Annotated in this window: 25 protein-coding genes; 9 read left to right on the top strand and 16 right to left on the bottom strand. The window is 50.1% G+C overall.

What is annotated here, in order from left to right:
* Positions 1-53: 53 nt before the first annotated feature.
* The 12 genes from rpoD to tkt all read right to left on the bottom strand — a co-directional run bounded on the left by rpoD (position 54) and on the right by tkt (position 13,971).
* Positions 54-1,895, bottom strand: a complete 1,842-nt coding sequence (gene rpoD, locus DQW12_RS11085) for an RNA polymerase sigma factor RpoD (protein WP_113907937.1) — start codon at positions 1,893-1,895, stop codon at positions 54-56.
* A gap of 106 nt (positions 1,896-2,001) precedes the next feature.
* Positions 2,002-3,756 carry a DNA primase gene (gene dnaG, locus DQW12_RS11080; RefSeq protein ID WP_113907936.1) on the bottom strand — a complete coding sequence of 585 codons (1,755 nt, stop codon included), beginning with the start codon at positions 3,754-3,756 and terminating at the stop codon, positions 2,002-2,004.
* Positions 3,757-3,898: 142 nt separating this feature from the next.
* The gene (gene rpsU, locus DQW12_RS11075) at positions 3,899-4,114 is read right to left on the bottom strand and encodes a 30S ribosomal protein S21 (RefSeq protein WP_072154847.1); all 216 of its coding nucleotides are present in this window, start codon (positions 4,112-4,114) and stop codon (positions 3,899-3,901) included.
* Positions 4,115-4,255: 141 nt separating this feature from the next.
* Entirely contained in the window at positions 4,256-4,954 is a 699-nt protein-coding gene (locus DQW12_RS11070; protein ID WP_157957912.1) for a PilZ domain-containing protein, read from the bottom strand.
* A 1-nt stretch (position 4,955) separates the two neighbouring features.
* A complete protein-coding gene (tgt, locus tag DQW12_RS11065) occupies positions 4,956-6,092 on the bottom strand; it encodes a tRNA guanosine(34) transglycosylase Tgt (RefSeq protein WP_113907934.1) in 1,137 nt (378 codons plus the stop codon).
* Between the two features lie 23 nt (positions 6,093-6,115).
* Positions 6,116-7,153: a tRNA preQ1(34) S-adenosylmethionine ribosyltransferase-isomerase QueA gene (queA, locus tag DQW12_RS11060; RefSeq protein WP_113907933.1), complete on the bottom strand. Its 1,038-nt coding sequence runs from the start codon at positions 7,151-7,153 to the stop codon at positions 6,116-6,118.
* 26 nt (positions 7,154-7,179) lie between these two features.
* Positions 7,180-7,638 carry a Crp/Fnr family transcriptional regulator gene (locus DQW12_RS11055; protein ID WP_113907932.1) on the bottom strand — a complete coding sequence of 153 codons (459 nt, stop codon included), beginning with the start codon at positions 7,636-7,638 and terminating at the stop codon, positions 7,180-7,182.
* Between the two features lie 21 nt (positions 7,639-7,659).
* Positions 7,660-8,457 (bottom strand): DUF481 domain-containing protein, encoded by a 798-nt coding sequence (locus tag DQW12_RS11050; RefSeq protein WP_232819959.1) that lies wholly within the window; start codon positions 8,455-8,457, stop codon positions 7,660-7,662.
* A gap of 127 nt (positions 8,458-8,584) precedes the next feature.
* On the bottom strand, positions 8,585-9,649 hold the full coding sequence (fba, locus tag DQW12_RS11045) for a class II fructose-bisphosphate aldolase (protein ID WP_113907931.1): 1,065 nt from the start codon (positions 9,647-9,649) through the stop codon (positions 8,585-8,587).
* A 37-nt stretch (positions 9,650-9,686) separates the two neighbouring features.
* The gene (locus DQW12_RS11040; RefSeq protein ID WP_113907930.1) at positions 9,687-10,868 is read right to left on the bottom strand and encodes a phosphoglycerate kinase; all 1,182 of its coding nucleotides are present in this window, start codon (positions 10,866-10,868) and stop codon (positions 9,687-9,689) included.
* The gene (epd, locus tag DQW12_RS11035) at positions 10,868-11,974 is read right to left on the bottom strand and encodes an erythrose-4-phosphate dehydrogenase (RefSeq protein ID WP_232819957.1); all 1,107 of its coding nucleotides are present in this window, start codon (positions 11,972-11,974) and stop codon (positions 10,868-10,870) included. Before epd ends, DQW12_RS11040 begins: the two co-directional genes overlap by 1 nt.
* A 5-nt stretch (positions 11,975-11,979) precedes the next feature.
* Positions 11,980-13,971 (bottom strand): transketolase, encoded by a 1,992-nt coding sequence (gene tkt, locus DQW12_RS11030; protein WP_113907929.1) that lies wholly within the window; start codon positions 13,969-13,971, stop codon positions 11,980-11,982.
* A gap of 225 nt (positions 13,972-14,196) precedes the next feature.
* Here tkt and metK point away from each other — a divergent pair, with 225 nt between their 5' ends.
* The 7 genes from metK (at position 14,197) to DQW12_RS10995 (ending at position 19,383) form a co-directional block, all read left to right on the top strand.
* Complete coding sequence (gene metK, locus DQW12_RS11025; protein WP_113907928.1) at positions 14,197-15,339, top strand: methionine adenosyltransferase; 1,143 nt, start codon at positions 14,197-14,199, stop codon at positions 15,337-15,339.
* A gap of 3 nt (positions 15,340-15,342) precedes the next feature.
* Positions 15,343-16,071 (top strand): 16S rRNA (uracil(1498)-N(3))-methyltransferase, encoded by a 729-nt coding sequence (locus tag DQW12_RS11020; protein WP_113907927.1) that lies wholly within the window; start codon positions 15,343-15,345, stop codon positions 16,069-16,071.
* Between the two features lie 56 nt (positions 16,072-16,127).
* Positions 16,128-17,078, top strand: coding sequence for a glutathione synthase (gene gshB / locus DQW12_RS11015; protein WP_113907926.1), 951 nt, complete (start codon positions 16,128-16,130; stop codon positions 17,076-17,078).
* On the top strand, positions 17,075-17,632 hold the full coding sequence (locus DQW12_RS11010; RefSeq protein ID WP_113907925.1) for a YqgE/AlgH family protein: 558 nt from the start codon (positions 17,075-17,077) through the stop codon (positions 17,630-17,632). Before gshB ends, DQW12_RS11010 begins: the two co-directional genes overlap by 4 nt.
* Positions 17,633-17,645: 13 nt before the next feature.
* Positions 17,646-18,062, top strand: a complete 417-nt coding sequence (gene ruvX, locus DQW12_RS11005; RefSeq protein ID WP_113907924.1) for a Holliday junction resolvase RuvX — start codon at positions 17,646-17,648, stop codon at positions 18,060-18,062.
* Between the two features lie 62 nt (positions 18,063-18,124).
* On the top strand, positions 18,125-18,415 hold the full coding sequence (locus tag DQW12_RS11000; protein WP_113907923.1) for a hypothetical protein: 291 nt from the start codon (positions 18,125-18,127) through the stop codon (positions 18,413-18,415).
* A gap of 8 nt (positions 18,416-18,423) precedes the next feature.
* Entirely contained in the window at positions 18,424-19,383 is a 960-nt protein-coding gene (locus DQW12_RS10995; RefSeq protein ID WP_113907922.1) for a hypothetical protein, read from the top strand.
* 3 nt (positions 19,384-19,386) lie between these two features.
* Here the strand turns inward: DQW12_RS10995 and DQW12_RS10990 are convergent, their stop codons facing one another.
* Entirely contained in the window at positions 19,387-20,772 is a 1,386-nt protein-coding gene (locus DQW12_RS10990) for a PhoH family protein (RefSeq protein WP_113907921.1), read from the bottom strand.
* Positions 20,773-20,917: 145 nt separating this feature from the next.
* Between DQW12_RS10990 and rluA the strand changes: the two genes are divergently transcribed.
* Both rluA and DQW12_RS10980 read left to right on the top strand, forming a co-directional pair.
* Positions 20,918-21,583, top strand: a complete 666-nt coding sequence (gene rluA / locus DQW12_RS10985; RefSeq protein ID WP_113907920.1) for a bifunctional tRNA pseudouridine(32) synthase/23S rRNA pseudouridine(746) synthase RluA — start codon at positions 20,918-20,920, stop codon at positions 21,581-21,583.
* Positions 21,584-21,608: 25 nt separating this feature from the next.
* A complete protein-coding gene (locus tag DQW12_RS10980; RefSeq protein WP_157957911.1) occupies positions 21,609-22,442 on the top strand; it encodes a DUF3530 family protein in 834 nt (277 codons plus the stop codon).
* Here DQW12_RS10980 and djlA read toward each other — a convergent pair.
* The 3 genes from djlA to DQW12_RS10965 are packed head-to-tail and all read right to left on the bottom strand — an operon-like array spanning position 22,439 to position 24,959.
* The gene (gene djlA / locus DQW12_RS10975) at positions 22,439-23,260 is read right to left on the bottom strand and encodes a co-chaperone DjlA (RefSeq protein ID WP_113907918.1); all 822 of its coding nucleotides are present in this window, start codon (positions 23,258-23,260) and stop codon (positions 22,439-22,441) included. The genes DQW12_RS10980 and djlA overlap by 4 nt on opposite strands.
* On the bottom strand, positions 23,257-23,937 hold the full coding sequence (murU, locus tag DQW12_RS10970) for an N-acetylmuramate alpha-1-phosphate uridylyltransferase MurU (RefSeq protein ID WP_113907917.1): 681 nt from the start codon (positions 23,935-23,937) through the stop codon (positions 23,257-23,259). Before murU ends, djlA begins: the two co-directional genes overlap by 4 nt.
* Positions 23,934-24,959 (bottom strand): aminoglycoside phosphotransferase family protein, encoded by a 1,026-nt coding sequence (locus DQW12_RS10965; protein WP_113907916.1) that lies wholly within the window; start codon positions 24,957-24,959, stop codon positions 23,934-23,936. Before DQW12_RS10965 ends, murU begins: the two co-directional genes overlap by 4 nt.
* Positions 24,960-25,008 lie beyond the last annotated feature (49 nt).

The raw sequence follows: 25,008 nt of genomic DNA, 5'->3' as shown, positions 1-25,008 counted from the left end.
AATCATAGCCAACAAAAAAGCGCCCGAAGGCGCTTTTTCAACTAGTTGTGCAATTATTCGTCGAGGAAGCTTTTTAGCTGTTCGCTGCGGCTTGGGTGGCGCAGCTTACGAAGTGCTTTGGCTTCAATTTGACGAATCCGCTCACGGGTTACGTCGAACTGCTTGCCGACTTCTTCCAGCGTATGATCGGTGTTCATGTCGATACCAAAGCGCATGCGCAGCACTTTTGCTTCGCGTGCGGTAAGGCCGCCCAGCACATCACGTACCGCGTTTTGCAGGCTCTCCGCAGTCGCTGCGTCAACCGGCAAATCTAGGGTCGTGTCTTCAATAAAATCGCCTAAATGCGAATCTTCGTCGTCGCCAATAGGGGTTTCCATTGAAATGGGCTCTTTGGCAATTTTCAACACCTTGCGAATTTTGTCTTCTGGCATCGCCATGCGCTCTGCCAATTCTTCTGGGTGTGGCTCACGCCCCATTTCCTGCAGCATTTGGCGCGAAATACGATTAAGTTTATTAATAGTCTCAATCATGTGCACCGGAATACGAATGGTGCGCGCTTGGTCTGCAATCGAGCGGGTAATTGCTTGGCGAATCCACCATGTTGCATAGGTAGAAAATTTATAACCACGGCGGTATTCAAACTTGTCCACCGCTTTCATCAAGCCAATGTTCCCTTCTTGAATAAGGTCGAGGAACTGCAAGCCACGGTTGGTGTACTTTTTCGCGATTGAAATAACCAAACGTAAGTTCGCTTCCACCATTTCTTTCTTGGCGCGGCGTGCTTTCGCTTCACCAATCGACATACGGCGGTTGATGTCTTTTACGTTTGCTATTGAGAGCCCTGTTTCTTCCGCAATAGAACGTAATTTCTGAATGCTACGATCTACTTCTTCACGATGCTCGGTTAATACTTCGCCGTCACCTGCGCCTTTTTCGAGCAGCACTTCGAACCACGACATATTGGTTTCGTTACCCGAGAACGCTTGTACAAACGCGCGCTTCGGCACTTTGGCTTGCTCTAAGCAAAGCTTCATAATGAGCCGCTCTTGCACTCGAACACGGTCCATCATTTCGCGCATGTCGCGCACTAAACGGTCGAACTGCTTGGGTACTAAACGGAATTGCTTGAACAATTCGCTGAGTTGCTCGATTTCAACACGCGCTTTGTCGTGACCGCGACCGTGTTTCTTGATGGCCGCGCGGGTTGCTTCGTATTGCTTGCGCAACTCAGAGAACTTCTCCCGCGCTACTTCCGGATCAATACCCGTATCGGCGTCGTCGTCGGACGTGTCATCGTCATCGTCGTCGCTGTCGTCGTCGGCATCTTCAAGCTGTTCTGTGCTCAATTCCGAGCCCACATGGGTTGCACTCACTGGTGCTTCATCAACTTCGTTCGGATCAATAAAGCCGGAAATAATTTCGGTTAAACGCAATTGCTCTGCTTCGAACGCGTCCCACTGTTCTAAGAGAAAGTTGATCGCTTCCGGGTATTCTGCCACAGAGCACTGTACTTGGTTAATACCGTCTTCAATACGCTTGGCGATGTTAATTTCGCCTTCGCGGGTGAGCAGTTCAACCGTACCCATTTCACGCATGTACATGCGTACCGGATCGGTGGTACGGCCAATTTCGCTTTCTACCGTGGCCAATGCCGCAGCTGCAGCTTCCGCCGCATCTTCGTCTGCGGTATCTTCGCTCATCATGAGGTCATCGGCGTCGGGTGCGCTTTCAAACACCTTTATGCCCATGTCGTTGATCATTCGAATAATGTCTTCGATCTGATCGGAGTCAACGATATCTTGAGGGAGATGATCATTCACCTCAGAAAACGTTAAGTAACCTTGCTCTTTGCCTTTGGCAATAAGAAGTTTCAGTTGCGACTGCCGAGTCTGCATACAGGCCTTCACCTCAATAAAATTGATTTGTAGAATGCGTTAGAATGACCGCACAGTATAACAAATATACGGAAATTCAGCCAGCTGAGATTAGAATAAATTTAGTTTAATGTGTGGGAGATTGCTCACTTTTCAACGCACGCAGCAGTTGCTCCATCTCACGCACCTTGTCTTTTGTGAGTGCTTCCACCGGGGTTGCTTTTAATAATTCGTACCGTTGTTCCAGATATTTATTGATCAAAAACCGGTAGGTTTGTTTGAATTCTGCTTCCCTATTTTCCTCTAAAACTTGGTGCTGCCACTGCGCTAACCGCCGCAAACTCTCCTCGTGCCGAGTTCCGCGCCACTCCTCGAGCAATGCTGCTGAAGTGTATTTGCGGCTATGAGTTTGCTTGTGCAAGGCGACGAAGATTTTTGCGCCTTCCATTTTCAATTCTTCCAAAATAGGATTCACCGGCACTAATGCGCCCAATTCGGGATATTGCAAGAGTAAACCGATCGCACGAACCACTGGCGTAACTTGCTTAGTCGACTGCTCAGGCATGCGTCGGGGTGCTGGTTTCGCAATCCATTGGTCGAGCTGGGCCACATCACGACCAAGCCGACGCGCGAGTTCTTCAAGTAACAGTTCCCGAAAGAACAAACTTTGCATTTTCTCAATTAACGGCTTGGCTTGCGCTACCAACGCCGCTTTTCCGGCGTCTTGGCTTAAATCGATGGACTCCGCCAAGTGATCGAAAAAGTAGCGTTTTAGTTCCACGGCTTGAGCAACGCGCGCTTGGAATCCTGCAGCACCTTCCTTTTGCACAATGGTGTCGGGGTCTTCGCCGTCGGGTAAAAATAGAAACTGTATATCTTGCCCGTCTTTAAGCAAGGGCAAGGCGTTTTCTAGCGCGCGCCATGCGGCATCTCGCCCAGCCCTATCGCCGTCAAAGCAACAGACTACCCGCGGCGCCTGGCGAAACAATAACTGCAAATGTTCAGGTGTTGCTGCCGTGCCCAATGCCGCAACGGCATTATTTACACCGTATTGCGAAAGGGCAACCACATCCATGTACCCCTCCACAATGATCACATGGTCGGGCGAGCGGTCTTGTTGCTTCATTTCGTAAAAGCCATAAAGTTCGCGGCCTTTATGAAATAAGCGTGTTTCAGGTGAATTTAAATATTTTGGACTTTGCTCGCTAGAGAGCACGCGGCCACCGAAACCAACAACGCGGCCGCGGCGATCTCGAATTGGAAACATTAGCCGATCACGAAAAAAGTCGAAGCGTTTGCCACGATCGTTTTCGGTAATTAATTTCAGCGCTAGCAATTGCTCTTCGCGCTTTTTCTGGCCGCCGAATTTACGCAGCACGGCGTCCCATTGCTCCGGCGCGTAGCCAATACCAAAACGCTTTGCCGTTTCACCGGTTATGCCACGCTGTTTTAAATAGGCGATAACGCTTGCCGACTTTGCATGCTCGCGTAATTGCTGTTGAAAAAACTGCGCGGCCTGTTCCATTACAGCAAAATCGTCTTCTATCTCCGCTCGATCGCGCTGTGGCCCACCGCTGCCTTTTTCACGGGGAACGGTTAAGCCAAGCTCTTGGGCAAGAACTTCAACCGCATCCGGAAATTCCAGACCGTCATATTCCATTATAAAATCAATCGCATTACCGTGAGCACCGCAGCCAAAGCAATGATAAAACTGCTTGTCTGGCGCAACTGTAAACGACGGCGTTTTTTCGCCATGAAAAGGGCAACAGGCCTGATAATTCCGCCCTGCTTTTTTCAAGGGCACGCGTGACTCCACCACAGACTGAATGTCTGCACGTGCAACGAGGTCTTGAATAAAGTCTTTTGGAATGCGTCCGGCCATGGCGTTAATGTACTCTGATTACGGGCACAAAAAAACCGTGTTAACCACGGTTTTTTGGCTGCTGCTTACACTTTTGTTTCATTATTGGTAGCAAATGATAACGAGTGTATTGTCAGCAAGTTACTAAGCAATAAAGCGGTGCTTAGTATAAGCGAGTGCGGCGAGCATTCTCACGAGCCAACTTCTTGGCATGACGTTTTACAGCTGCTGCTTTTTTACGCTTACGCTCAGACGTTGGCTTTTCGTAGAATTCACGGCTACGAACTTCAGACAACACGCCTGCTTTTTCGCAAGAACGCTTAAAACGACGCAGTGCTACGTCAAATGGCTCGTTTTCTTTCAATTTAACTGCTGGCATTAGCCCCTCACCTCAAAATCATATCAAATAGTTATGTTGTTAACCCGCCAAAGTTTCGGGTTAAGAATAACCAAACTCGGAAAAAATTGGTGCTGAATTCTAAACAAATAACGAACAGCTGTAAAGCCTAGAATTGAAATTCTAACGGCCGAAGGCTTGTTGGATCAATTTTGATCGCAAGATCAGATCGTCAAGTGCTGCTAAATAGCGTTTATCGTTCTTATCCACCACTAAACCGGTATTCAGCATATTGCCTTGTGTTTTAACCCCGCGCAGTTCGCATTGAGTTTTAAAAACAGGCCGTCCGTTGTCGATAATCTCTACGTCCACTACCGCGCCGTTCATTTTGTCGAGAGGTAGTGGGTCATTCGCCGGTGCCTTAAAGCCCATGCCGCCGCGTGAAATATCGCGAATGGTGCCGCGGAGCTCACCTATGCCATTAGCGCCGGAAAATACCGATTCGTGTTTTGCGCTTGGGCGGATAATTGCGTCGAGCTCGGTTTCTAACCGCGGTGCCTCGCGTAAGCCACGCGTTTCAAAACGCCGCGGGTAAGTAAGAAATACCAGTCGTTGGGGGCGCGCTGCGCTGCTCAGATAAGAACTTACCGCAGCGACGATCTTACCTTGCTCAAGTACGCCGCGCACAACAACATTAGAACACTCGTCGAACCAAGGTTTCACTTTATTCCAGTCGTGTTTCTTCGACACTTCCACAATTAAATACTCGGGCGGGCGCTGCCCTACCAACACACCGCGTAGGCGTTCTGTACGCGTGCCAAAGCGTAACTCGAGTTCAACCACAACGGGTTTAATTGCAGGTGAAAAGCCGTCACTATGCACGCTATTCTGCCCCAGTGTCTGCGTTGGGTAATTCCGGCACCGGCAAATTACGCTTGGCATAAAAACTTTCCACGAAATCGCCGAACGTACCGGCCTCAATAGCGCTACGCATCGAGCGCATGACATGCTGGTAGTAGTGCAAATTATGAATGGTGTTCAAACGTGCACCCATAATCTCGTTACAGCGATCTAAATGGTGTAAATAAGCTCGCGAATAATGCTTACAGGTGTAGCAATCACATTCAGGATCCAAGGCACTGGTGTCGGTACGGTGCCGAGCGTTACGAATCTTTATCACTCCTTCCGAAGTAAACAAGTGTCCGTTGCGTGCATTCCGTGTGGGCATCACACAGTCGAACATGTCTACGCCACGGCGTACTGCTTCCACTAAATCTTCTGGCTTACCAACGCCCATTAAATAACGTGGCTTATGAACCGGCATTTGCGGGGTAATGTGATCAAGAATGCGCATCATGTCTTCTTTCGGTTCGCCCACCGACAGACCACCGATGGCATAGCCGTCGAAGCCGATGGCTTCTAGCCCTTGTAGCGAAATATTACGTAGTTCTTCGTACATGCCGCCCTGAATAATACCGAACAATGCGGCGTCGTTCCCTTCATGAGCAATCTTCGAGCGCTCTGCCCAGCGCAGCGACAGTTCCATCGACACCCGCGCCTGTTCGTGCGTGGCAGGGTGTGGCGTACACTCGTCAAAAATCATTACGATGTCTGAGCCTAGATCACGCTGCACTTCCATCGACTTCTCTGGCGTAAGTAGTATTTTCTCACCGTTAATCGGCGAGCGGAACGTTGCCCCTTCCTCAGTGATTTTTCTGAGTTCGCCTAAACTAAACACTTGGAAGCCGCCCGAGTCAGTCAAAATAGGCTTGTTCCAGTGCATAAAGTCGTGCAAGTCGCCATGCGCTTTCACAATACTGGTGCCAGGACGCAGCATGAGGTGGAACGTATTGCCCAAGCAAATTTCTGCGCCAGTGTCTTCGAGCTCTTCCGGCGTCATGCCTTTAACCGTTCCTAAGGTTCCTACGGGCATAAAGGCTGGCGTTTCAACGGTACCGCGCGGGAACGTTAAACGCCCACGGCGGGCTTTACCTTCGTTCGCGAGTAACTCAAATTTCATTCGACTCATTATTTCTTCTCTATTTAAGGCTTGCGGGTAATGAACATGGCGTCGCCATAGCTGAAAAAGCGATATTCATGCTCAATCGCGCTTCTATAGGCGTGCATAATGGCTTCGTAACCCGCGAACGCAGAAACCAACATAATTAGGGTAGACTCCGGCAAGTGGAAATTTGTAATCATGGCGTCGACCACTTTAAATTCATAGCCAGGGTAAATAAAAATATCCGTGTCACCATGCAGCGGAGCAATACTCCCGGTAGGCGAGAAGTGCGCCGCCGACTCCAACGAACGCACCGAGGTTGTACCCACAGCAATAACACGGCCACCACGTTCCTTTGTCGCTTCCACCGCTGCCACCACATGATCCGGCACCTCAGCATACTCGCTGTGCATTTTATGCTCGAGCACGTTGTCAACTCGCACCGGTTGGAAGGTACCCGCTCCCACATGTAGGGTCACGTGCGCAAACTCAACACCTTTGGCGGTTAATTCGCTCAATAGCGGTTGATCAAAGTGTAGACCGGCGGTGGGTGCCGCTACCGCGCCTGGCTTTTGATTGTAAACCGTTTGATAACGTTCACGATCAGACGCTTCGTCGGGTCGATCAATATAAGGCGGAAGTGGCATGTGGCCATATTCTTCAAGCCATTCGAGCACCGTTTTTTGGTGATCAAACTCTAACTCGAACAGCGCCTCTTGGCGGCCGAGTACCCTTACCTGAACACTCTGCTCTAAGACCAACTGCGCACCCGCTTTCGGTGAACGATTACTGCGCACATGTGCTAACACACGATGCTCGTCGAGCACGCGCTCTACCAACACTTCAACATTGCCACCGGAAATCTTCTGCCCCAACAAACGCGCTGGAATAACCCGCGTGTCGTTAAACACCATAAGGTCGCCGGGCTTTACAAAATCGAGTAAGTTTTTGAATTGTTTATGCTGAAGTTGCCCCGATTCACCGTTTAACACCAACAAACGGCTACTTGAGCGCTCTTTTTGTGGATAACGGGCAATGAGCTGGTCGGGGAGCTCAAAATAGAAGTCAGAAAGTTGCATAACAGCCACAAGGAAATTAGGAGTGCCTACACCAAAGATTGTAAGCGCTCATTCAATTGAACAATACGTTTTGCCATGCCGGCTATAATAGCATCTTTTACTTTTTCACGGGTAGCTGAAGAGAGGGAGCGAAGTGCATTTATGTCGAGCCGAAGCAGTAAAGAGTCTTCTTCGGCAACAGCCGAAGCGCTACGGGGCGCTTGGGTAATAAACGCGCCCTCACCAAGGAAATCGCCGGCCCCCACAACACCGAGAATTCGGTTTCGGCCCTGCTGCACAATGCGAATGCGCCCGTTTAATACTAAATAAAAGGTAGCGTCAACTTCGCCTTCGCGAAACACACGAAAGTTCTGTTTACAAAAATAAACTTCAAGCCGATCGTCGAGCAACAAACGACGTTCTTCAAGCGAAAATTGCCTGAAGAAGTCGAGTCGATTTATGATTTCGAGCAACTTCAGCCTCGACAGTTTATTAACCTGCTTCATTAAGGCGAATGCTCCTGTTACTTAAAACGTGTACACCAAAGTTACCGCCGTTTCGGTGTCCAGCTTCTCTGGCAGCCGACCCGAAGCCTGCGGAGTTACCGTGCTATTGTGTGTGAGCGTTAAACTCAAGCGCATAGCTAAGCGCGAATTGAGGTTCGCAGTTAACGCAGAAACGGCTCGAGAACGGGTATTGTCTTCACTTATTTCAGTCGAAATCAACTGCGTGAATTTGGACGTTTCTGAAATGGTCCAGTCAATATTGGTGGCTAAACGCAAAATCGCGTCACTGTCACTTTCCCCGGTAGCTGAGAGTACCCGATATGACATACCCGGACCAATTTCAAAGTCGGCATAAATATCATCATTATGTCGATAACGCGCACCGTAACCGGCTGCTAACGTTGCTTGGTAGTCGTAGCTATTTAGGCGGTCGTCTTCGTAAGAGCCATAAAGAAAGAACGATGAATTCTTAGTCTCACCAATACGTCGGTTTGACTGTAACGAAGCGAAGAATCGATCGGCATCTACCGCGGTTCCACCACCTTCAAGATCACGCTCCGCACGGTAGTAGTCAATGGTAGAACGATGGCGCCACTTTTGTGAATCTCGCGACAAATCGAGTTTTACTTTGTACGAGGTGGAATCGGTATTACCTGAGCGCATCAAATAGCCAAACTCGGCACTCGCGCCCCACTTTTCTTCTTCTATGGCTGGATCGACATCTTGAATATCATCGAACATGAATGGTGCTGGTGCCGCAACCGCGAATGTACTCACCGACGCACCCACCAAAGCTAAAGCAACAAGAGCTAACCGCACGAATCCCCCAGATTTATTCTCGAACTATGCTATTTTTCATAGTGTAACAAAAGTTACGCGGCACTGCGTACCTCTTTTAGCAAAGAAAGCACGACGGCCATGCCGCGCTTTCTCTCCACTACGGAACTTATTTTATAACCGCTTTCAGTTCACCGCGCTCGTAACGTTGGAACATCAGTTCAAGCGAGTCGGCTTTTATTTTACTTGCGTTGCCCGCAGTACCGAATGCTTCGTAACGTGCGATACAAATTTCCTTCATGGCTTGCGTGGCCACAGCAAAGTATTTGCGTGGGTCAAACTCAGATTTATTTTGTGCAAGGAAACGGCGAATCGCACCAGTAGAGGCTAAACGCAAATCGGTGTCGATATTCACTTTACGAACACCATGGCGAATGCCTTCTTGAATTTGCTCGACAGGAACACCATAAGTTTCCGGAATTTCACCACCAAACTCATTAATAATGGCCAGCCATTCTTGTGGCACTGACGAAGAGCCGTGCATTACAAGGTGCGTGTTCGGAATGCGTGCATGAATATCTTTAATGCGGTCAATTGACAAAATATCGCCGGTAGGTGGGCGCGTAAACTTATAGGCACCGTGTGAGGTTCCACAGGCGATGGCTAACGCATCTACTTGTGTCGCTTTCACGAATTCTGCAGCTTCTTCCGGATCCGTAAGCAATTGATCATGGCTCAAAGTACCTTCCGCGCCAACGCCGTCTTCTTCACCTGCTTGGCCGGTTTCAAGCGAACCCAAGCAACCCAGTTCACCTTCCACAGACACACCACACGCATGCGCCATTTCAACAACGCGACGCGTTACGTCAACGTTGTAGTCATAATCCGCAGGAGTTTTCCCGTCTTCGCGCAACGAGCCGTCCATCATTACTGAACTAAAACCTAATTGAATAGAGCGTTGGCAAACTGCCGGTGACGTTCCATGGTCTTGGTGCATTACCACTGGAATATGCGGAAATTCTTCAATCGCCGCTTGAATGAGATGGCGAAGAAATGGAGCGCCCGCGTATTTGCGCGCACCTGCCGAAGCCTGCACAATCACGGGGCTGTCGGTTTCGTGTGCGGCTTCCATAATTGCCCGCATTTGCTCGAGGTTATTCACGTTAAATGCCGGTACGCCATAACCGTGCTCAGCTGCGTGGTCGAGCATTTGCCGCATTGAAATAAGTGCCATTCGTAAACTCCTTTACTCTTTTTCTAATTTTATAAACTTAAGAATCTTGCCCACGGGCTTGTAAGATTGCAACCGCCGGCAGCGTTTTTCCTTCTAAAAACTCAAGGAAAGCACCGCCGCCCGTTGAAATATAGGAAATTTGATCTGCAATACCATAGGTGTCTATTGCTGCCAATGTATCACCGCCGCCAGCAATACTAAATGCATTACTTTCTGCAATAGCATGCGCTAAGGTTTTAGTGCCTGCGCCAAACTGCTCAAATTCAAAAACCCCTACTGGCCCATTCCACACAATAGTACCCGCGGTTTTTAAAATTTCCGCTAAGTGTGCCGAAGTGTTCGGACCAATATCGAAAATCATATCTGCATCCGCCACATCGCTCACCGCTTTGGTAGTTGCCGCAGCGTCTTCAGCGAAGCGATCACCCACCACTACATCACTCGGTACCGGAATTTGTGCGCCACGCGTTTTCGCCGACTCTGCGAGTCGCTGCGCTTCCGCCACTAGGTCTTGCTCATAAAGTGACTTGCCAACACCGTGGCCAGCCGCCGCAATAAAGGTATTGGCAATACCGCCACCAACAATGAGTTGGTCGACTTTACGCACCAAGGAATTTAAAACCATAAGTTTGGTAGACACTTTGGAGCCCCCAACAATGGCAACTAAGGGCCTTTTCGGGTTTTCAAGTGCCTTGCCTAAGGCATCGAGTTCTGCCGCCAGTAGCGGGCCAGCGCAGGCAATTGGTGCGTATTGTGCAACACCGTAGGTCGAGGCTTGGGCGCGGTGCGCGGTGCCAAAAGCGTCCATTACAAAAATATCGCAAAGCTTCGCCATTTTCTTGGCCAGCTCCGGATCATTCTTTTTCTCACCCACATTAAAACGTACATTTTCAAACACGACCAGTTCGCCACCGGCAAGCTCAACGCCATTTAAATAGTCGCTTTCTAAGCGCACTGGAAATTGTAAATGCTCAGCGAGGTACTTCACCACCGGCGCCATGGAGTATTCTGGGTCGTACTGGCCTTCTTCGGGGCGCCCTAGGTGCGACATCACCATTACTTTTGCACCTTGCTCGAGCGCCTTCACCAGTGTAGGTAACGCCGCTCGCAGGCGAGCGTCGGAGGTCACTTTGCCGTCTTTTACTGGAACATTCAGGTCTTCACGAATTAGCACTCGTTTGCCACGAAGCTCCAAATCATCCATTAATTTTATCGTCATTATTCATTCCTCAATGTAGTCAAATCTTGCTGCAGCCGTTCGCCCATGTCGATTGCTGTATCCAGCATTCGGTTGGCAAATCCCCACTCGTTATCGCACCACGTTAACACCTTTACCAAGCGCTTGTGGCTTACTCGGGTTTGCGTACCGTCAACAATGCAAGAGCGGGCATCATGATTAAAATCGGCTGAAACTAATGGCGCTTCAGTGTAGCCCAACACACCCCGCAGTGAGCCCGCTGCTGCTTTCGCTAATGCTTGGTTCACCTGTGCTATCGACACCTCAGAGGCCAGCGTAACACTCAAGTCCATAGCCGTTACGTTGGTGGTAGGCACCCGCACCGCTATGGCTTCAAAACGCCCAGCAAACTTCGGTAAAATACGCTCTATGCCTCGCGCTAACCGTGTATCCACCGGAATGATCGACTGCGACGAGGCGCGTGATAAACGCAAATTGTCGTGATAACTGTCGATTACCTGTTGATCGTTCATTACCGAGTGAATCGTTGTTATGGTGCCGCTTTCCACCCCAAATGCTAAATCCAACGCTTGAATCACCGGCACAATACAGTTCGTGGTGCACGAGCCGTTCGACACAATCTCATGCGCCGCGGTAAGCTGCGCATGATTTACCCCTTGAATAAGCGTGAAATCGACGTCTGGCGAAGCTGGGTGTGAGAATAACACACGCTTAGCACCTGCCTGAATATGCGCTTTGGCGTCGTCTCGGCTGTTGTAAACACCAGTGCATTCCAACACCACGTCTACTTGTAAGGCTTGCCAAGGCAACGCCGCAATATTACTTTCGTGCAGCACTCGAATACGTTGCTTACCCACTGCTAACACATAGTTCGTTGATTGCTCACTGTGCTCTGTGTCGTTAAGTGCTACGTCGTTAAGCTCTGTGTCTTTAAGTAAGGTAGCCGGAAACGCAAAGCGCCCATGGGTAGAGTCGTACTGCAACAGGTGTAGCATCGACTCGGCAGGCGCCAGCTCATTTACGGCGACAATCTCTATAAGGCCGTCGCGCTCAGACTCAAACAATGCCCGCAAGACACTGCGACCAATGCGACCAAAGCCATTAATAGCAACACGAATAGGTGTCACGCGTATTACACCTCAGCTGCGAGTTCTACAATGCGCTCTACGGTAAAGCCGAAGTGCGCAAACAGGTCGTCTGCAGGCGCGGACTCACCAAAAGTAGTCATTCCCAACACCCGACCATCGAGCCCTACATATTTATTCCAGTAGTCGGCTATGCCCGCTTCAACAGCAATGCGGCGACGCACAGCGTTAGGCAGCACCGACTCTCGATAATCGGCGCTTTGCTGCTCAAATACACAGGTAGACGGCATTGAAACTACGCGAACTTGCTCGCCTTTCGCTTCAAGTACCGGCACTGCATTCATCGCTAACTCCACTTCAGAGCCTGTCGCAATCAAAATAAGGCTCGGCGTGCCAGAGCAATCGCGGAGCACATAACCGCCTTTCCGAATATTCGCTAACTGCTCTGCACTACGGTCCATTTGCGGTAAGCCTTGGCGAGTGAACACCAATGCCGACGGGCCGTCTTGGCGCTCAACCGCCGCTATCCACGCTACTGCAGACTCAACTTGGTCACATGGGCGCCAGCTCTGCAGGTTCGGTGTTTGCCGTAGGCTCGCCATTTGCTCCACCGGTTGGTGGGTTGGGCCGTCTTCACCTAAGCCAATAGAGTCATGGGTATACACATAAATAACCGGCTGTTTCATCAGCGCCGACATGCGCACGGCGTTGCGCGCATATTCCATAAACATCAGGAAGGTTGCGCCGTATGGGCGGAAACCACCATGCAGCATCACGCCATTCATAATGGCCGACATACCAAATTCGCGTACCCCGTAGTACACATAATTACCGCTTGCGTCAGTTGCGGTAAGCGGCTTAGAGTCTTTCCAAATGGTCAGGTTTGAACCCGCGAGGTCGGCCGAACCACCGAGCAATTCGGGTAGCATAGGGCCAATCGCGTTCAATGCATTTTGCGACGCCTTTCGCGTTGCAATTTTTTCAGGGTTTGCTTGTAAGTTCGCCAACCATTGTTGTATGTCAGCATGCCAGTTTTGCGGCAGCTCACCCGCCATGCGGCGCTTGAACTCTGCAGCAAGCTCTGGATATGCCGCTGCATAAGCGCGCATTTTTTCGTTCCACGCTTGTTCTTGTTCAGCACCTTTAGCGACAGCCGACCACGCCGCCATAACCTCTGCAGGTATGTCGAACGGCGCATGCGGCCAGTTTAGGTTTTCCCGAGCGGCGGCTATTTCGTCATCACCGAGTGGCGCACCATGGCAGCTTTCGCTCCCTTGCTTGTTCGGCGCACCAAACCCAATAACGGTTTTACAGCAAATAAGTGTGGGCTTGTTCGGCTCGGCACGTGCCGCTTCAATGGCCTTGGCAACCGCGTCCCTATCGTGGCCATCTACATTTGCAATAACCTGCCAGCCGTAACTTTCAAAGCGCTGCGGGGTATTGTCGGTAAACCAACCTTCCACTTCACCGTCAATAGAAATGCCGTTGTCGTCCCAAAAGGCAATCAACTTGCCTAAACCTAAGGTGCCGGCGAGCGAGCAGACTTCGTGGGAAATGCCCTCCATTAAACAGCCGTCACCTAAAAACGTGTAAGTATAGTGATCAACAATAGCGTGCTCGTCACGATTAAACTGTGCCGCCAACACTTTCTCGGCAAGTGCCATACCCACTGCATTCGAAATACCTTGGCCTAACGGCCCTGTGGTGGTTTCAACGCCCGGTGTATAACCAAATTCAGGATGCCCCGGAGTTTTTGAGTGGAGCTGGCGGAAGGCTTTGAGCTCTTCAATAGGTAAGTCGTAACCCGACAAGTGTAGCAGTGAATAAATGAGCATGGACCCGTGGCCGTTAGACAACACAAAGCGGTCGCGGTTAGCCCAATCGGGATTGCGTGGATTATGCACCAGGTAGTCGCGCCATAGCACTTCGGCAATATCAGCCATTCCCATGGGTGCGCCAGGGTGTCCCGACTTGGCTTGTTGAACAGCGTCCATACTTAGGGCTCGAATAGCATTAGCTAGGTAGCGACGATCGGTCATGCACAGTTCCTCTTTATCGAAAGCAGATGAGCGGATGCGAACGCATCCGGCGAGCGCGCGATATTGTCTTACATTCGTTGCATTGGCGCAAATAACAACCCGATCTTTATTCATTTAGACAGATAGACGTCTAAATGTGGATTTTTTTTCTTTTTTCGAGTAGTCTTATTGGCAATTAACTACGTACCCGAACTCTAACGGTTCACTAGATAAAAGCGGATTCCTATGACACGCCATGTATTTACTTCCGAGTCGGTCTCTGAAGGCCACCCCGATAAAATTGCTGACCAAATTTCTGACGCAGTTCTCGACGCTATTTTAGAGCAAGATCCACGCGCTCGAGTGGCCTGCGAAACCCTTGTAAAAACCGGAATGGTGCTAGTTGGGGGTGAAATTAATACCTCTGCATGGGTCGATATTGAAGAGCTGACCCGAAATACAGTTCGTCGCATTGGTTACACCAGTTCAGAAATGGGATTCGACGCCGACAGCTGCGCGGTGCTCAACGCTATTGGCAAGCAGTCGCCCGACATCAACCAAGGGGTTGATCGCGGCGACCCTGCTGAGCAAGGTGCCGGCGACCAAGGTTTAATGTTTGGTTATGCCAGCGACGAAACCGAAGCGCTTATGCCCGCGCCCATCATGTATGCTCACAAGTTAGTTGAGCGCCAAGCGGAAGTGCGTCGTAACCAACTTAGCTGGTTGCGCCCAGACGCAAAAAGCCAACTTACTTTCGTGTACGAAAACGGTGTTCCCGTGGCGATAGACGCAGTTGTGCTCTCCACTCAGCATCACGAAGACATCGGCCTTGCAGATTTACGTGAAGCGGTTATGGAAACCATTATCAAGCCGGTTTTACCTAGCGAGTGGCTACACAAAGACACAAAGTTTCACATTAACCCAACCGGCCGTTTCGTGATCGGCGGCCCAATGGGTGACTGCGGTTTAACCGGGCGCAAAATTATTGTCGATACCTACGGCGGTATGGCACGCCACGGCGGCGGTGCTTTTTCGGGCAAAGATCCGTCAAAAGTAGACCGTAGCGCTGCGTACGCGGCACGTTATGTGGCGAAAAACCTCGTTGCGGCTGGGCTTGCCAAGCGGTGCGAACTGCAAGTGTCTTATGCCATTGGCGTTGCTGAACCTACCTCTATTAGTATCGACACTTTCGGCACCAGCGTACATTCGGAAGAAACGCTAATCCGCTTAGTACGCGAGCATTTTGACTTGCGCCCTTACGGGCTTATTCAAATGCTCGACTTAGAGCGCCCGATTTATCAAGCAACAGCGGCATACGGGCATTTTGGCCGAAATGAATTCCCATGGGAACAAACCGACAAAGCCGAAGCTTTGCGTAGTTCGGTGTAAATTGTGCGCGAGCCCCGTATTTACCACCCAGAGCCACTTCAGTCGAATACAGAAGTGGCTCTCAGTGAAGATGCTGCGAATCATGTAGGCCGTGTTTTAAGGCTTCGTGAAGGTGCATCTTTACAGCTATTTTGTGGCGACAATTGCGTTTACCCAGCAGTCATAGTTGCCGCCAGCAAAAAAAACGTAACCGTAAAACTAGGTGAACAACAACAGCAAAACCGCGAATCGCCGCTTGAGCTGCATTTAGCTCAAGGCATTTCTCGCGGCGAGCGAATGGATTTTGTTTTGCAGAAGTCTGTTGAACTGGGCGTGCATTCCATTACCCCTCTCTTTACCGAACGTTGTAGCGTAAAACTACAAGGCGAGCGCCTTGCTAAAAAGCGTGAGCAGTGGCAGCGTATGGTGATTAGCGCATGTGAACAAAGTGGTCGCAACGTGGTTCCTGTTGTACACGAGCCTATTGCATTAACCGAGTGGTTATCGCAACCCGCAGAAGGAATACGCGTTATGCTCGAGCCTACCGCTCAACATGCCATTCGCGAACTCCCTACAGCGGCTTGCTTTGAACTCCTTATTGGCCCCGAAGGTGGCTTTAGTGCAGCAGAAGTTGAAAATTGTGTGCAACAAGGTTGCCACACGGTACGCCTTGGTCCGCGAGTTTTACGCACCGAAACTGCTGCTTTGTCGGCCCTAACCGCGCTACAATGTCACTTTGGTGATCTGGCTTAACCTCGTTTAAGCACACAAGTCGCCTTTGGTATTCGTTCAATCAGCAAGGAGTTGTTATGGCACGCGTTGGTATCATTATGGACCCTATCGCCGACATCAAACCCTATAAAGACACAAGTTTCCGCCTCGCTTTAGAAGCACAAGCACGCGGTCACGACCTACTTTATATGGAACTCAAAGACTTATTTGTGAATGCGGGCGTGGCTTATGGCTCTGTGCGCAGCCTTGCCGTAACGGACCGAAATACAGATTTTTATACCCTAGGCGAGCGCGAAACTGTGAAGCTTGGCGACATCGACATGCTGATTATGCGAAAAGATCCGCCCTTCGATATTGAATTTGTTTACGCCACTCACATTCTCGATTTGGCCCAACGCGACGGTGCGCTCGTGGCTAACCGCCCGCAAAGCCTTCGCGATTGCAGTGAAAAACTCTACACCGCTTGGTTCCCAGAACTCATTCCAGCGACACTGGTTACCCGAAGTGCCGAGCAAATACGCGCATTCCACGCCGAACATAAGAACATTATTTTAAAGCCACTCGACGGTATGGGCGGCGCCTCTATTTTTAAAGTGAGTGAAGACGGTGGCAACCTAGGGGTGATTATTGAAACCCTGACTGCAATGGGTACCCGGTACGCCATGGCGCAGGAATATTTGCCTGCCATTACCGACGGCGACAAACGCATTTTGATTATTAACGGCGAACCTATGCCCTATTCCCTTGCGCGTGTACCATCCGCAGGTGAAACCCGGGGTAACTTAGCCGCAGGCGGCAGTGGCCGCCCACAACCCTTGAGCGACAGCGACTGGGCGCTTGCCCGTGCAATCGGCCCTGAGCTGAAAGAAAAAGGACTGTTCCTCGTTGGTTTAGATGTAATTGGTGATCGCATTACCGAAATTAATGTAACCAGCCCTACTTGCATGCGCGAAATTGAAGCTGCTTATTCTATTAATATTGCAGCTAAGTTTTTCGAGGCGCTTGAGGCTGAGCTGGAGCGGAAATGAACAGTCTTCAACATCATTTCCTTGTTGCCATGCCCGGTCTGAACGACCCTTTTTTCCATCGTTCCGTCACCTACGTGTGTGAGCATAATGAAGACGGTGCCATGGGGCTTGTGATTAATCAGCCAATTGAACTCTCCATGGCCGATTTACTGCAGCAAATTAACGTGCAACCCACGCCCAACAGTAAGCTAGCAAGAACGCCGGTTTTCTCCGGAGGTCCTGTTGCAACTGATCGCGGCTTTGTTTTGCATTCGCCACAAAAAGGTTGGCGCAGCAGCTTGTTGTTGGGCGACGAAATTATGGTTACCACGTCCAAAGACATTCTCGAGTCGTTCGGCTCGGAACGAGCACCAGAAAAGTTTTTGTTAGCACTCGGTTATGCCGGTTGGGAAGCTGGCCAGTTAGAAGAAGAGTTAGCCGAAAATAGTTGGCTGACTATTCCTGCCGACGCCGACATTGTATTTTCTACGCCGGCGCAGGAACGTTGGCAAAGAGCCACCGCAAAGCTCGGCATTGACGTTTGGCAACTCAGTAGTGACGCTGGCCATGCCTGAGCCAGCCTGCCCCATGATTACCATTTTAGCCTTCGACTTCGGCACCCGTAGCATAGGGGTGGCTATAGGTCAGTCGCTCACGCAAACCGCTTCGCCCTTGGCAGCGTTAAAGGCGACTCATGGCCAACCCGACTGGGGCAAAGTAGAGCTATTACTGAAGGAGTGGCAACCCCATTTATGTGTGGTGGGGTTACCCTTGAACATGGACGGGTCGGAACAGGAGTTGACCCAACTGGCACGCAAATTCGCCAATCGATTACATGGACGCTTTGGGGTAGAGGTTGCCTTGCAAGACGAGCGATTAACCACCGCGAGCGCCAAGCAAGAACTTTTTGCAGCGCATGGCTATGGTGGCCTAGGAAAAGAGAAAATCGATAGTGCTTCTGCTTGCTTAATTGCAGAAGACTACCTCAATCAATGTATAGGATAAGGCTTGGCGCGCTATTAAACTTTCGTTATAGTTAACGCGAATAGCTTTCGGGAGATCATGTTTTGTACAGACAAGAAGAGCCGTTTCGAATTACCGGCAACACCATTACCCTTATCGATGAGAACAAGCAGCTGTTATTGGTTACTCCTGACCGCTTCAAAAATATTCTTGTGAGTCGATATGGTGTCGAACTTAGCGAGTGGCGCCCGGACCGCCGCCCCGGCGTGAAAAATGTATTCTTAAATGAAATTTTCAAACGCGAGAAGCTGTATTTTTTTGTAAATGCCGGCGGCGTTGAATACCTCGTCGACCTAAAGTTCGAAGACAACCCTATTTCTGAAGTGAAATTCTAGGATTCCAAATGCTAGCTGTGAAGAATTACCTTTACGCGCTAGCACCCCTGCTCCTTACTAGCGCACTGGCGTTTACCACTGCCAGTGCGCATGCCCAGCAAATCAAGGTAAGTCGCACCGACTTGTCGCAGAACGAGCGCGCATTTCAATATGAATGGCAAGACCAAAAGGGTACCACTCACTCGCTGTCATTTGTGGTGCCGAAAACGCTATTTTCGCACTCCGAAAAACCCGTACGTACCCTCACTGGGGCGCGCTTAAACCGCGAGCTTGTGCGGCCGTTGCAAACCTTCGCTCGAACAGAACTAGACGCTAATATTGAGGTTCGCTTCAACCCCCAAAACCATGCGATCGAGTTTATTACCAACGCCAATACAGACCTTGCATTGTTACGGGCGCAGTATCAGCAATTACGAGCCGATAAAATTGCCGAGTATTATTTGCGGCAATTGTCGATTCCGCCGAATCATCAGGGGCTGGCGCCCGACCACGCGCGTATTGCACAAGCCAGCTTAGCGTTGGGTAGTATTGTGGCCGAAGCCTTTGCCGAACAACATCCGCAAACGTCGGTGCGGGATTTCATCGAACGTGTGGGCGGCTTTGTTCAAACGATTCCATATCAAGAGCTGAACGACCGAATGAGTAGCGACGGCAGCGGTTTTGCTTGGCCGCACGAGGTGATTCAATTCAACCAAGGCGATTGCGACAGCAAATCTACCTTGATGATTGCGATCCTAAAAGCGCTTTTACCCAACCTTCAAGTCGCACTTATTTATATTGAGCAACATGCTTTGTTGGGCTTTGTATTGCCGCCACGCGAAAGTGACTTTACGTTGCCCTACAGTGGCACTGAGCTTGTTGTTTTTGAGCCCACGGGCCCGGCGCTGCTGCCCGTGGGAGTGCCGGCGCAATCGAGCAGAATGTACTTAGAGAACCGCGCCGTTACCATAATTCCTGTTCAATTTTAAAAGCTACAGATTTTCCTCCGCATATTGCGCTAATGAACTTCGTACCACTCCGTTCAAATTCATCGTTGCGCTACCATGGTAACCTTTAAAACGTTCCACAATATAAGTAAGCCCAGAAGTTACTGCGGTTAAGTAATAAGAGTCTATTTGGGCCAAATTACCTGAACAAATAATTTTGGTGCCCGCGCCACAGCGGGTCACAATAGTTTTGAGTTGGGAGGCCGTAAGGTTTTGCGCCTCGTCGAGAATTACAATAGCGTTCTGAATGCTACGCCCGCGCATAAAGTTCAACGACTTAAACTGAATGTTTGCTTTTTGCATAATGTAATTCAAGCTCACTTCCATGTTTTCATCTTGCTTATGAAGCACTTCTAAGCTGTCGGTTATGGCCGCCAACCAAGGTGCCATCTTCTCTTCTTCCGTACCGGGTAAATAGCCAATCGACTCTGCAATTTCTGGAGTGTTACGGGTTACTATTATTTTTTCGTAAAGGCCTTTTTCAATCACTTGCTCTAACGACGTTGCAAGTGCCAGAAGCGTTTTTCCGCAACCTGCGGGGCCGGTTAATATCACTAAATCGAGCGTTGGATCCAGCAATGCCTGCATGCCCATGGCTTGGTATATATTCTTCGGTGAAATACCCCACGCACGCTGGCTCATTAATCGCTCACGGCCTAAATCAAGAATTTTCACATGGGTGTCGGTGTAGCTCACTACGCGCGCTGAAAAATGAGGCGTGTCGTCAATTAGGTATTGGTTCGGGTAAACCGTGGGAATGTATTCTCGTGATAAAAAGTGATAAGTGTCGCGGCCGTCTTGCTCACTGGTGACCTCTCCTACGGAAGCCCAGAAGTCGCCCTCAAAATGAAAAAAGCCTTTACTCAGTAACGCTATATCGTCGATTAATTGGTCGGTGCGGTAATCTTCCACATATTTTACCCCCGCCCCCTTGGCCTTCAACCGCATATTAATGTCTTTGGTTACCAATACCACGCGTGTTGCATTGTGCTGCTTTTGCAACTCCAGTGCGGCTTGAATAATGCGATGATCGTTTTCGTTTAACGACAACTCCGCCTCATTCTGGCGTAGCTGAAAGTCTGGAAAAATAGACAAGGTACCTTGTGCTTTATGTTCGCCTATCATTCGTGTTAACGGAACACCTTCGGTAATTGCCTCGGGCGAGGCGTCGTGTAAGGCGTCTTCAAGCGCGCGAATCGCCACTCGCGCGTCGCGGCTTACGTCTTTTTGGCGATCTTTAATGCGGTCAAGCTCTTCGAGCACCACCATGGGTATTACAACGTTGTGTTCTTGAAAATTAAGAAAAGCGAGAGGTTCGTGTAGCAGAATGTTGGTGTCGAGTACGTAGAACTTCACCCCAGTTTCAGTCATAGAGCACCTCAATGTCGGTTATTTTTTGTTGTTCTGTGTTTAGAATAGTTCAGCCTTATGAAAAATGGGTGACAATGATTAACCATTTACACAAAAAAAGTTACAATTCGCCTGTCATTTACTCAGCCCGAAGTTGTGCCCCGCCATGTTCGTTTACCAACCACCGCATCATCCTTGGCTCGAGATTGTCTATCGCGATAATGATATTGTGGTGGTCAACAAACCCGGTGGCCTACTGACGGTTCCGGGTAAAGCAGAAGAGCATAACGACAGCCTGATTGTGCGCATTCAGCGCAGCCTGCCTACTGCGCGCATTGTACACCGACTCGACATGGCAACGTCGGGCCTGCTTATTCTTGCCTTACATAAAAAAGCACAAGGCGAGCTCGGCAAGCAGTTCGAACATCGGAAAACGCAAAAGCATTATGAAGCCCGTGTTCTCGGCCATGTTAACCCGCCCACTGGACAAGTAGATTTACCGCTAATCTGCGACTGGCCTAATCGCCCAAAGCAAATGGTGGACCACCAACGCGGCAAAGCATCTCTTACCGAATATAAAGTGCTTGCACATGAGTTTCTAGCAGACCAAACGCCCACCACGAGAGTTGAACTTACGCCAATGACTGGTCGTTCCCATCAGCTTCGGGTGCACATGCTGGCGCTCGGACACCCTATTCTCGGCGATCGGCTTTATGGCGAACCTCATGCGACCCCGCTTGCGCCGCGCCTGCAGCTGCACGCAAAAATGCTAGCGGTTTTCCACCCCAGTACGGGTGAACGCATAGAATTTCACGCCCCTACTCCATTTTAAAGCCTATCGCTCAAGAAGCCGCTACTTGAACCGATACAAAGACATGACACCAAGAAACCCACTCGCCTTTGGTCGCCTCGTTCGTTTAGGGGTACTTTTGCTCGGAGCTTTTAGCTTGCCGGCGCTCGCCACTGAGCGCGATTTAGAATTTTATCTACCGCCCGGCGAAGTGGTGTGGCTAAACCACAACGACAACCAATATTTATTGCTCGAACGCGAGTACGAAACGCCTTATCTACGCGGCAATCTCTTGTTTATTCCGGAGTGGAATACACACCCGTTACAGAGCCATTTTTTGTCATTGCTCTATAAGAATATGCCTGCTTTTGGCTGGAATACACACGCGTTACAGCCACCGCTTAATTCTAGCGAGACTATTTCTTGGAATGAAAGTGCAGATTCTCGCTACCCATCACCAGCTGCGGCCGAGCTTCGAGAGCCGTTTAAAACCGATCTGCTACACCGTATAGAACAGGCGCAGCAGCACAGCGCGCAATACGGCGGCGCCAACATATGGGTGGTCGAAGGAATTTCAGCAGGTTTTGTGGTGGAGCTTTTAAACGAGCAAAAATTGCCCGCGCCCGACGCGCTCATTGTGGTTGGTATTTATTTTCCGCAATGGCAACTGAACGAAAACCTCGCCACCACACTCGCGCGCTTTTCATTTCCTATTCTCGACCTTGTGGCGCAAAACAGTAACAGTTGGGTTTCGGCAACAGCAGAACTACGGCAAAAAGAAGCACGCAAGCACCAGCACCTTGGTTATCGGCAGCGCTTACTATCGGCAACATACTACGGCGCAGAACACGAAATAGCGGTGAATTTATTACGCGGTTGGCTTAATCAAGAGGGATTCTAGTTTCGTTTTAAAAGCTCGTAGGCTGCCTGAATATCTTGTGCTCTGCGGGTTGCAAGCGCCCGCATTTCTTCCGGTAAACCTTGCGCGGCAAGTTTGTCAGGATGATGCTCACGCATAAGCTTACGGTACACCTGCTTAAGCTCATCTGCATTGATCGGCGGCTTAACGCCCAACACATCATACGCGGCCTGCACTTGCTCCTGCTGCTTATGCGTTGGCTCGCGCGCCCCAGCGCGCTGCTGTCGAAACGACTCAAAGCGTTGGTTAGCCGCATGCATCAAGAGTAATTTGTCGAGTTCGTAACGCGTAAAACCCAGCGCCTTCGCTACTTGGCTAAGCACCTTATAACTCTCTTGCTCAATACTTTTACTGGCAACCGCCGACTCTATAATTTGTTCCAAAAAAGCACGCATTAAATCTTGCCGGTTGTGGTGATCACGACGAAATTGGCGCACCACCTCGGTGAGCGGAAAGTCCCTATCTTTCCCTTGTCGAAAGGCATTTTGTGCCTCTTGTAGTTGTTCTTTTTGCAGACCCAGAGTATTCATTAGGCGCTGAGCCTCGGCAATGTCCGCTGGCGTAACCCGCCCTTTCGCTTTTGCTATATGCCCAAGTACAGAGAACAACACATAAAAGAAGGTTGCCTGTTGTGGATTCGGTTCCTGCTCGGAAAAAAACCGGCCAAAGCCGCCGGACCCCTTAAGTTGCTCACCGTATTGCCAGTCGAACCAATAGCCAATACCGAACCCCACCAAAGCGCCGGGCAGCCGACCCACCACAACCCCTAACACCAGCCCAGTTACGCGACCGATAATCATTTTTCGCACACCCAATCTCGGTTCACTTGAGCTAAACGTTCGGGCGTTCCTACGTCGTTCCAGTAGCCAGCATAGTATTCCCCCGTAAGTTGCTCTTTTTCTATTGCACTTACAAATATCTCTCGAAGCGGTCGCTTGCCCGGCGCTAAATGAGAGAAAAGCGCGGGGCTCAATAAACTAATACCAGAAAAGGTTAGCCCGCTTTCCTGTTGTTGCTTTGCCGCCACACGACCACTCTCTGTAAGCGTAAAGTCGCCTTGCGGATGGTGAGCAGGATTGTCGACTAATACCAAATGCCCCAATACATTAGGCTCTAGCGCTGCTATTTGGGCAAAAGAGTAGTGCGTGAACACATCGCCATTCACAACGAGGAAAGGTTCCGAACCGAGCAAAGGCAAAGCATTTACAATGCCACCAGCGGTTTCAAGCCCACCTGCGGGTTCATGAGACCACAACACCTCCATACCAAAACGACTGCCATCCCCCACCTGCGCGACCAATTGCTCACCCAACCAAGCGGTGTTAATCACCACCTGTTGAATGCCTACTTTGGCAAGCTTCTCTAGGTGCCAAAAAATAAGCGGTTTATCGGCAACGGTAAGCAGCGGCTTCGGCACCGTATCGGTGTAGGGGCGCAAACGCTCACCACGCCCGGCAGCTAAAATCATTGCTTTCATAACGAACCGAGCTCACCTTTACGTGTAAGCGCAGGTTGCACCCGTTCCTCGAGCCAGCGACTGTACGCACGCAATGGTTCATAGCGCGCACTCACATCAATTATGTATTGCAGCGTTAACGGAATGTCGTTGAGGTATGCGCTCTTTCCGTCACGATAATGTAACCGCGCAAAAATGCCAGCCGCCTTGGTATGCCGTTGCAGTCCCATTAAATCGAACCATTGGGTAAATACAGTAAGGTTCGTTGCTGAGCTTATGAGCCCTTCGTCTTTAAACAGTTCGTAACTATAAGCGAGTAAGCCGTCGACAAAATCCTCTGGCCAGCGCACATAGCAATCGCGTAGAAGTGACACGAGATCATAGGTAACAGGCCCCACCACCGCATCTTGAAAATCGATCAACACTAAGCTGTTGTCGGCGCGCACCATAATATTTCGTGAATGATAGTCCCGATGCACACCCACTTGGGGTTGCTGCAGAGCGTTATTGATCAAGGCTTGATTGAAATCGGCGCAGAGCTGCTGTTCGGCGGCGCTTAATTCCAGTTCTAAGTGCTGGGCCAAAAGCCAGTCGGTAAAGAGTGCATTTTCCCGCTGCAACAACGCTTGATCATAAGGTGGTAATTTCCCTTTCCGCGTATGCGTGGTGCGCATTACTCCAGGCAATAATTCTATGGCTTGAATATAGCGGTCGTAAGCACTTTGCGGTGTTTGCAGCAACAACTGGTCACCTAAGTCTTCCAACACCATCGCGCCTATGCTTTCATCGGCTGCAAATATTTCAGGAACCGGCACGTCCTGCTCTTGATACGCCAACGCCACAGACCAGAACGGTTCGATTGACTCTGGCGGCGGCGCATCGACCAACACCATCGCTTTGTGCAACGCTTGTTCAGAGTTTACAAGCCTGTAGTATTTTCGAAAACTGGCGTCGCCTGCTAACAAGGAAAGCTCACACGCGGGCAACTTCGCCTCAGTGCTGATAAAATGTTTTAAAGTGGTTAATCGGGGCTGATTGGTCACGGTTTTCTCCTTTACGGGGCTCTCATCTTATCAAATAGCCGTGAGAAGA

It is taken from the genome of Aliidiomarina celeris, assembly GCF_003316875.1.
GTDB lineage: Bacteria > Pseudomonadota > Gammaproteobacteria > Enterobacterales > Alteromonadaceae > Aliidiomarina > Aliidiomarina celeris.
Note: the sequence above shows the minus strand (reverse complement) of the source record. Positions and strands in the feature narration are given on the sequence as shown.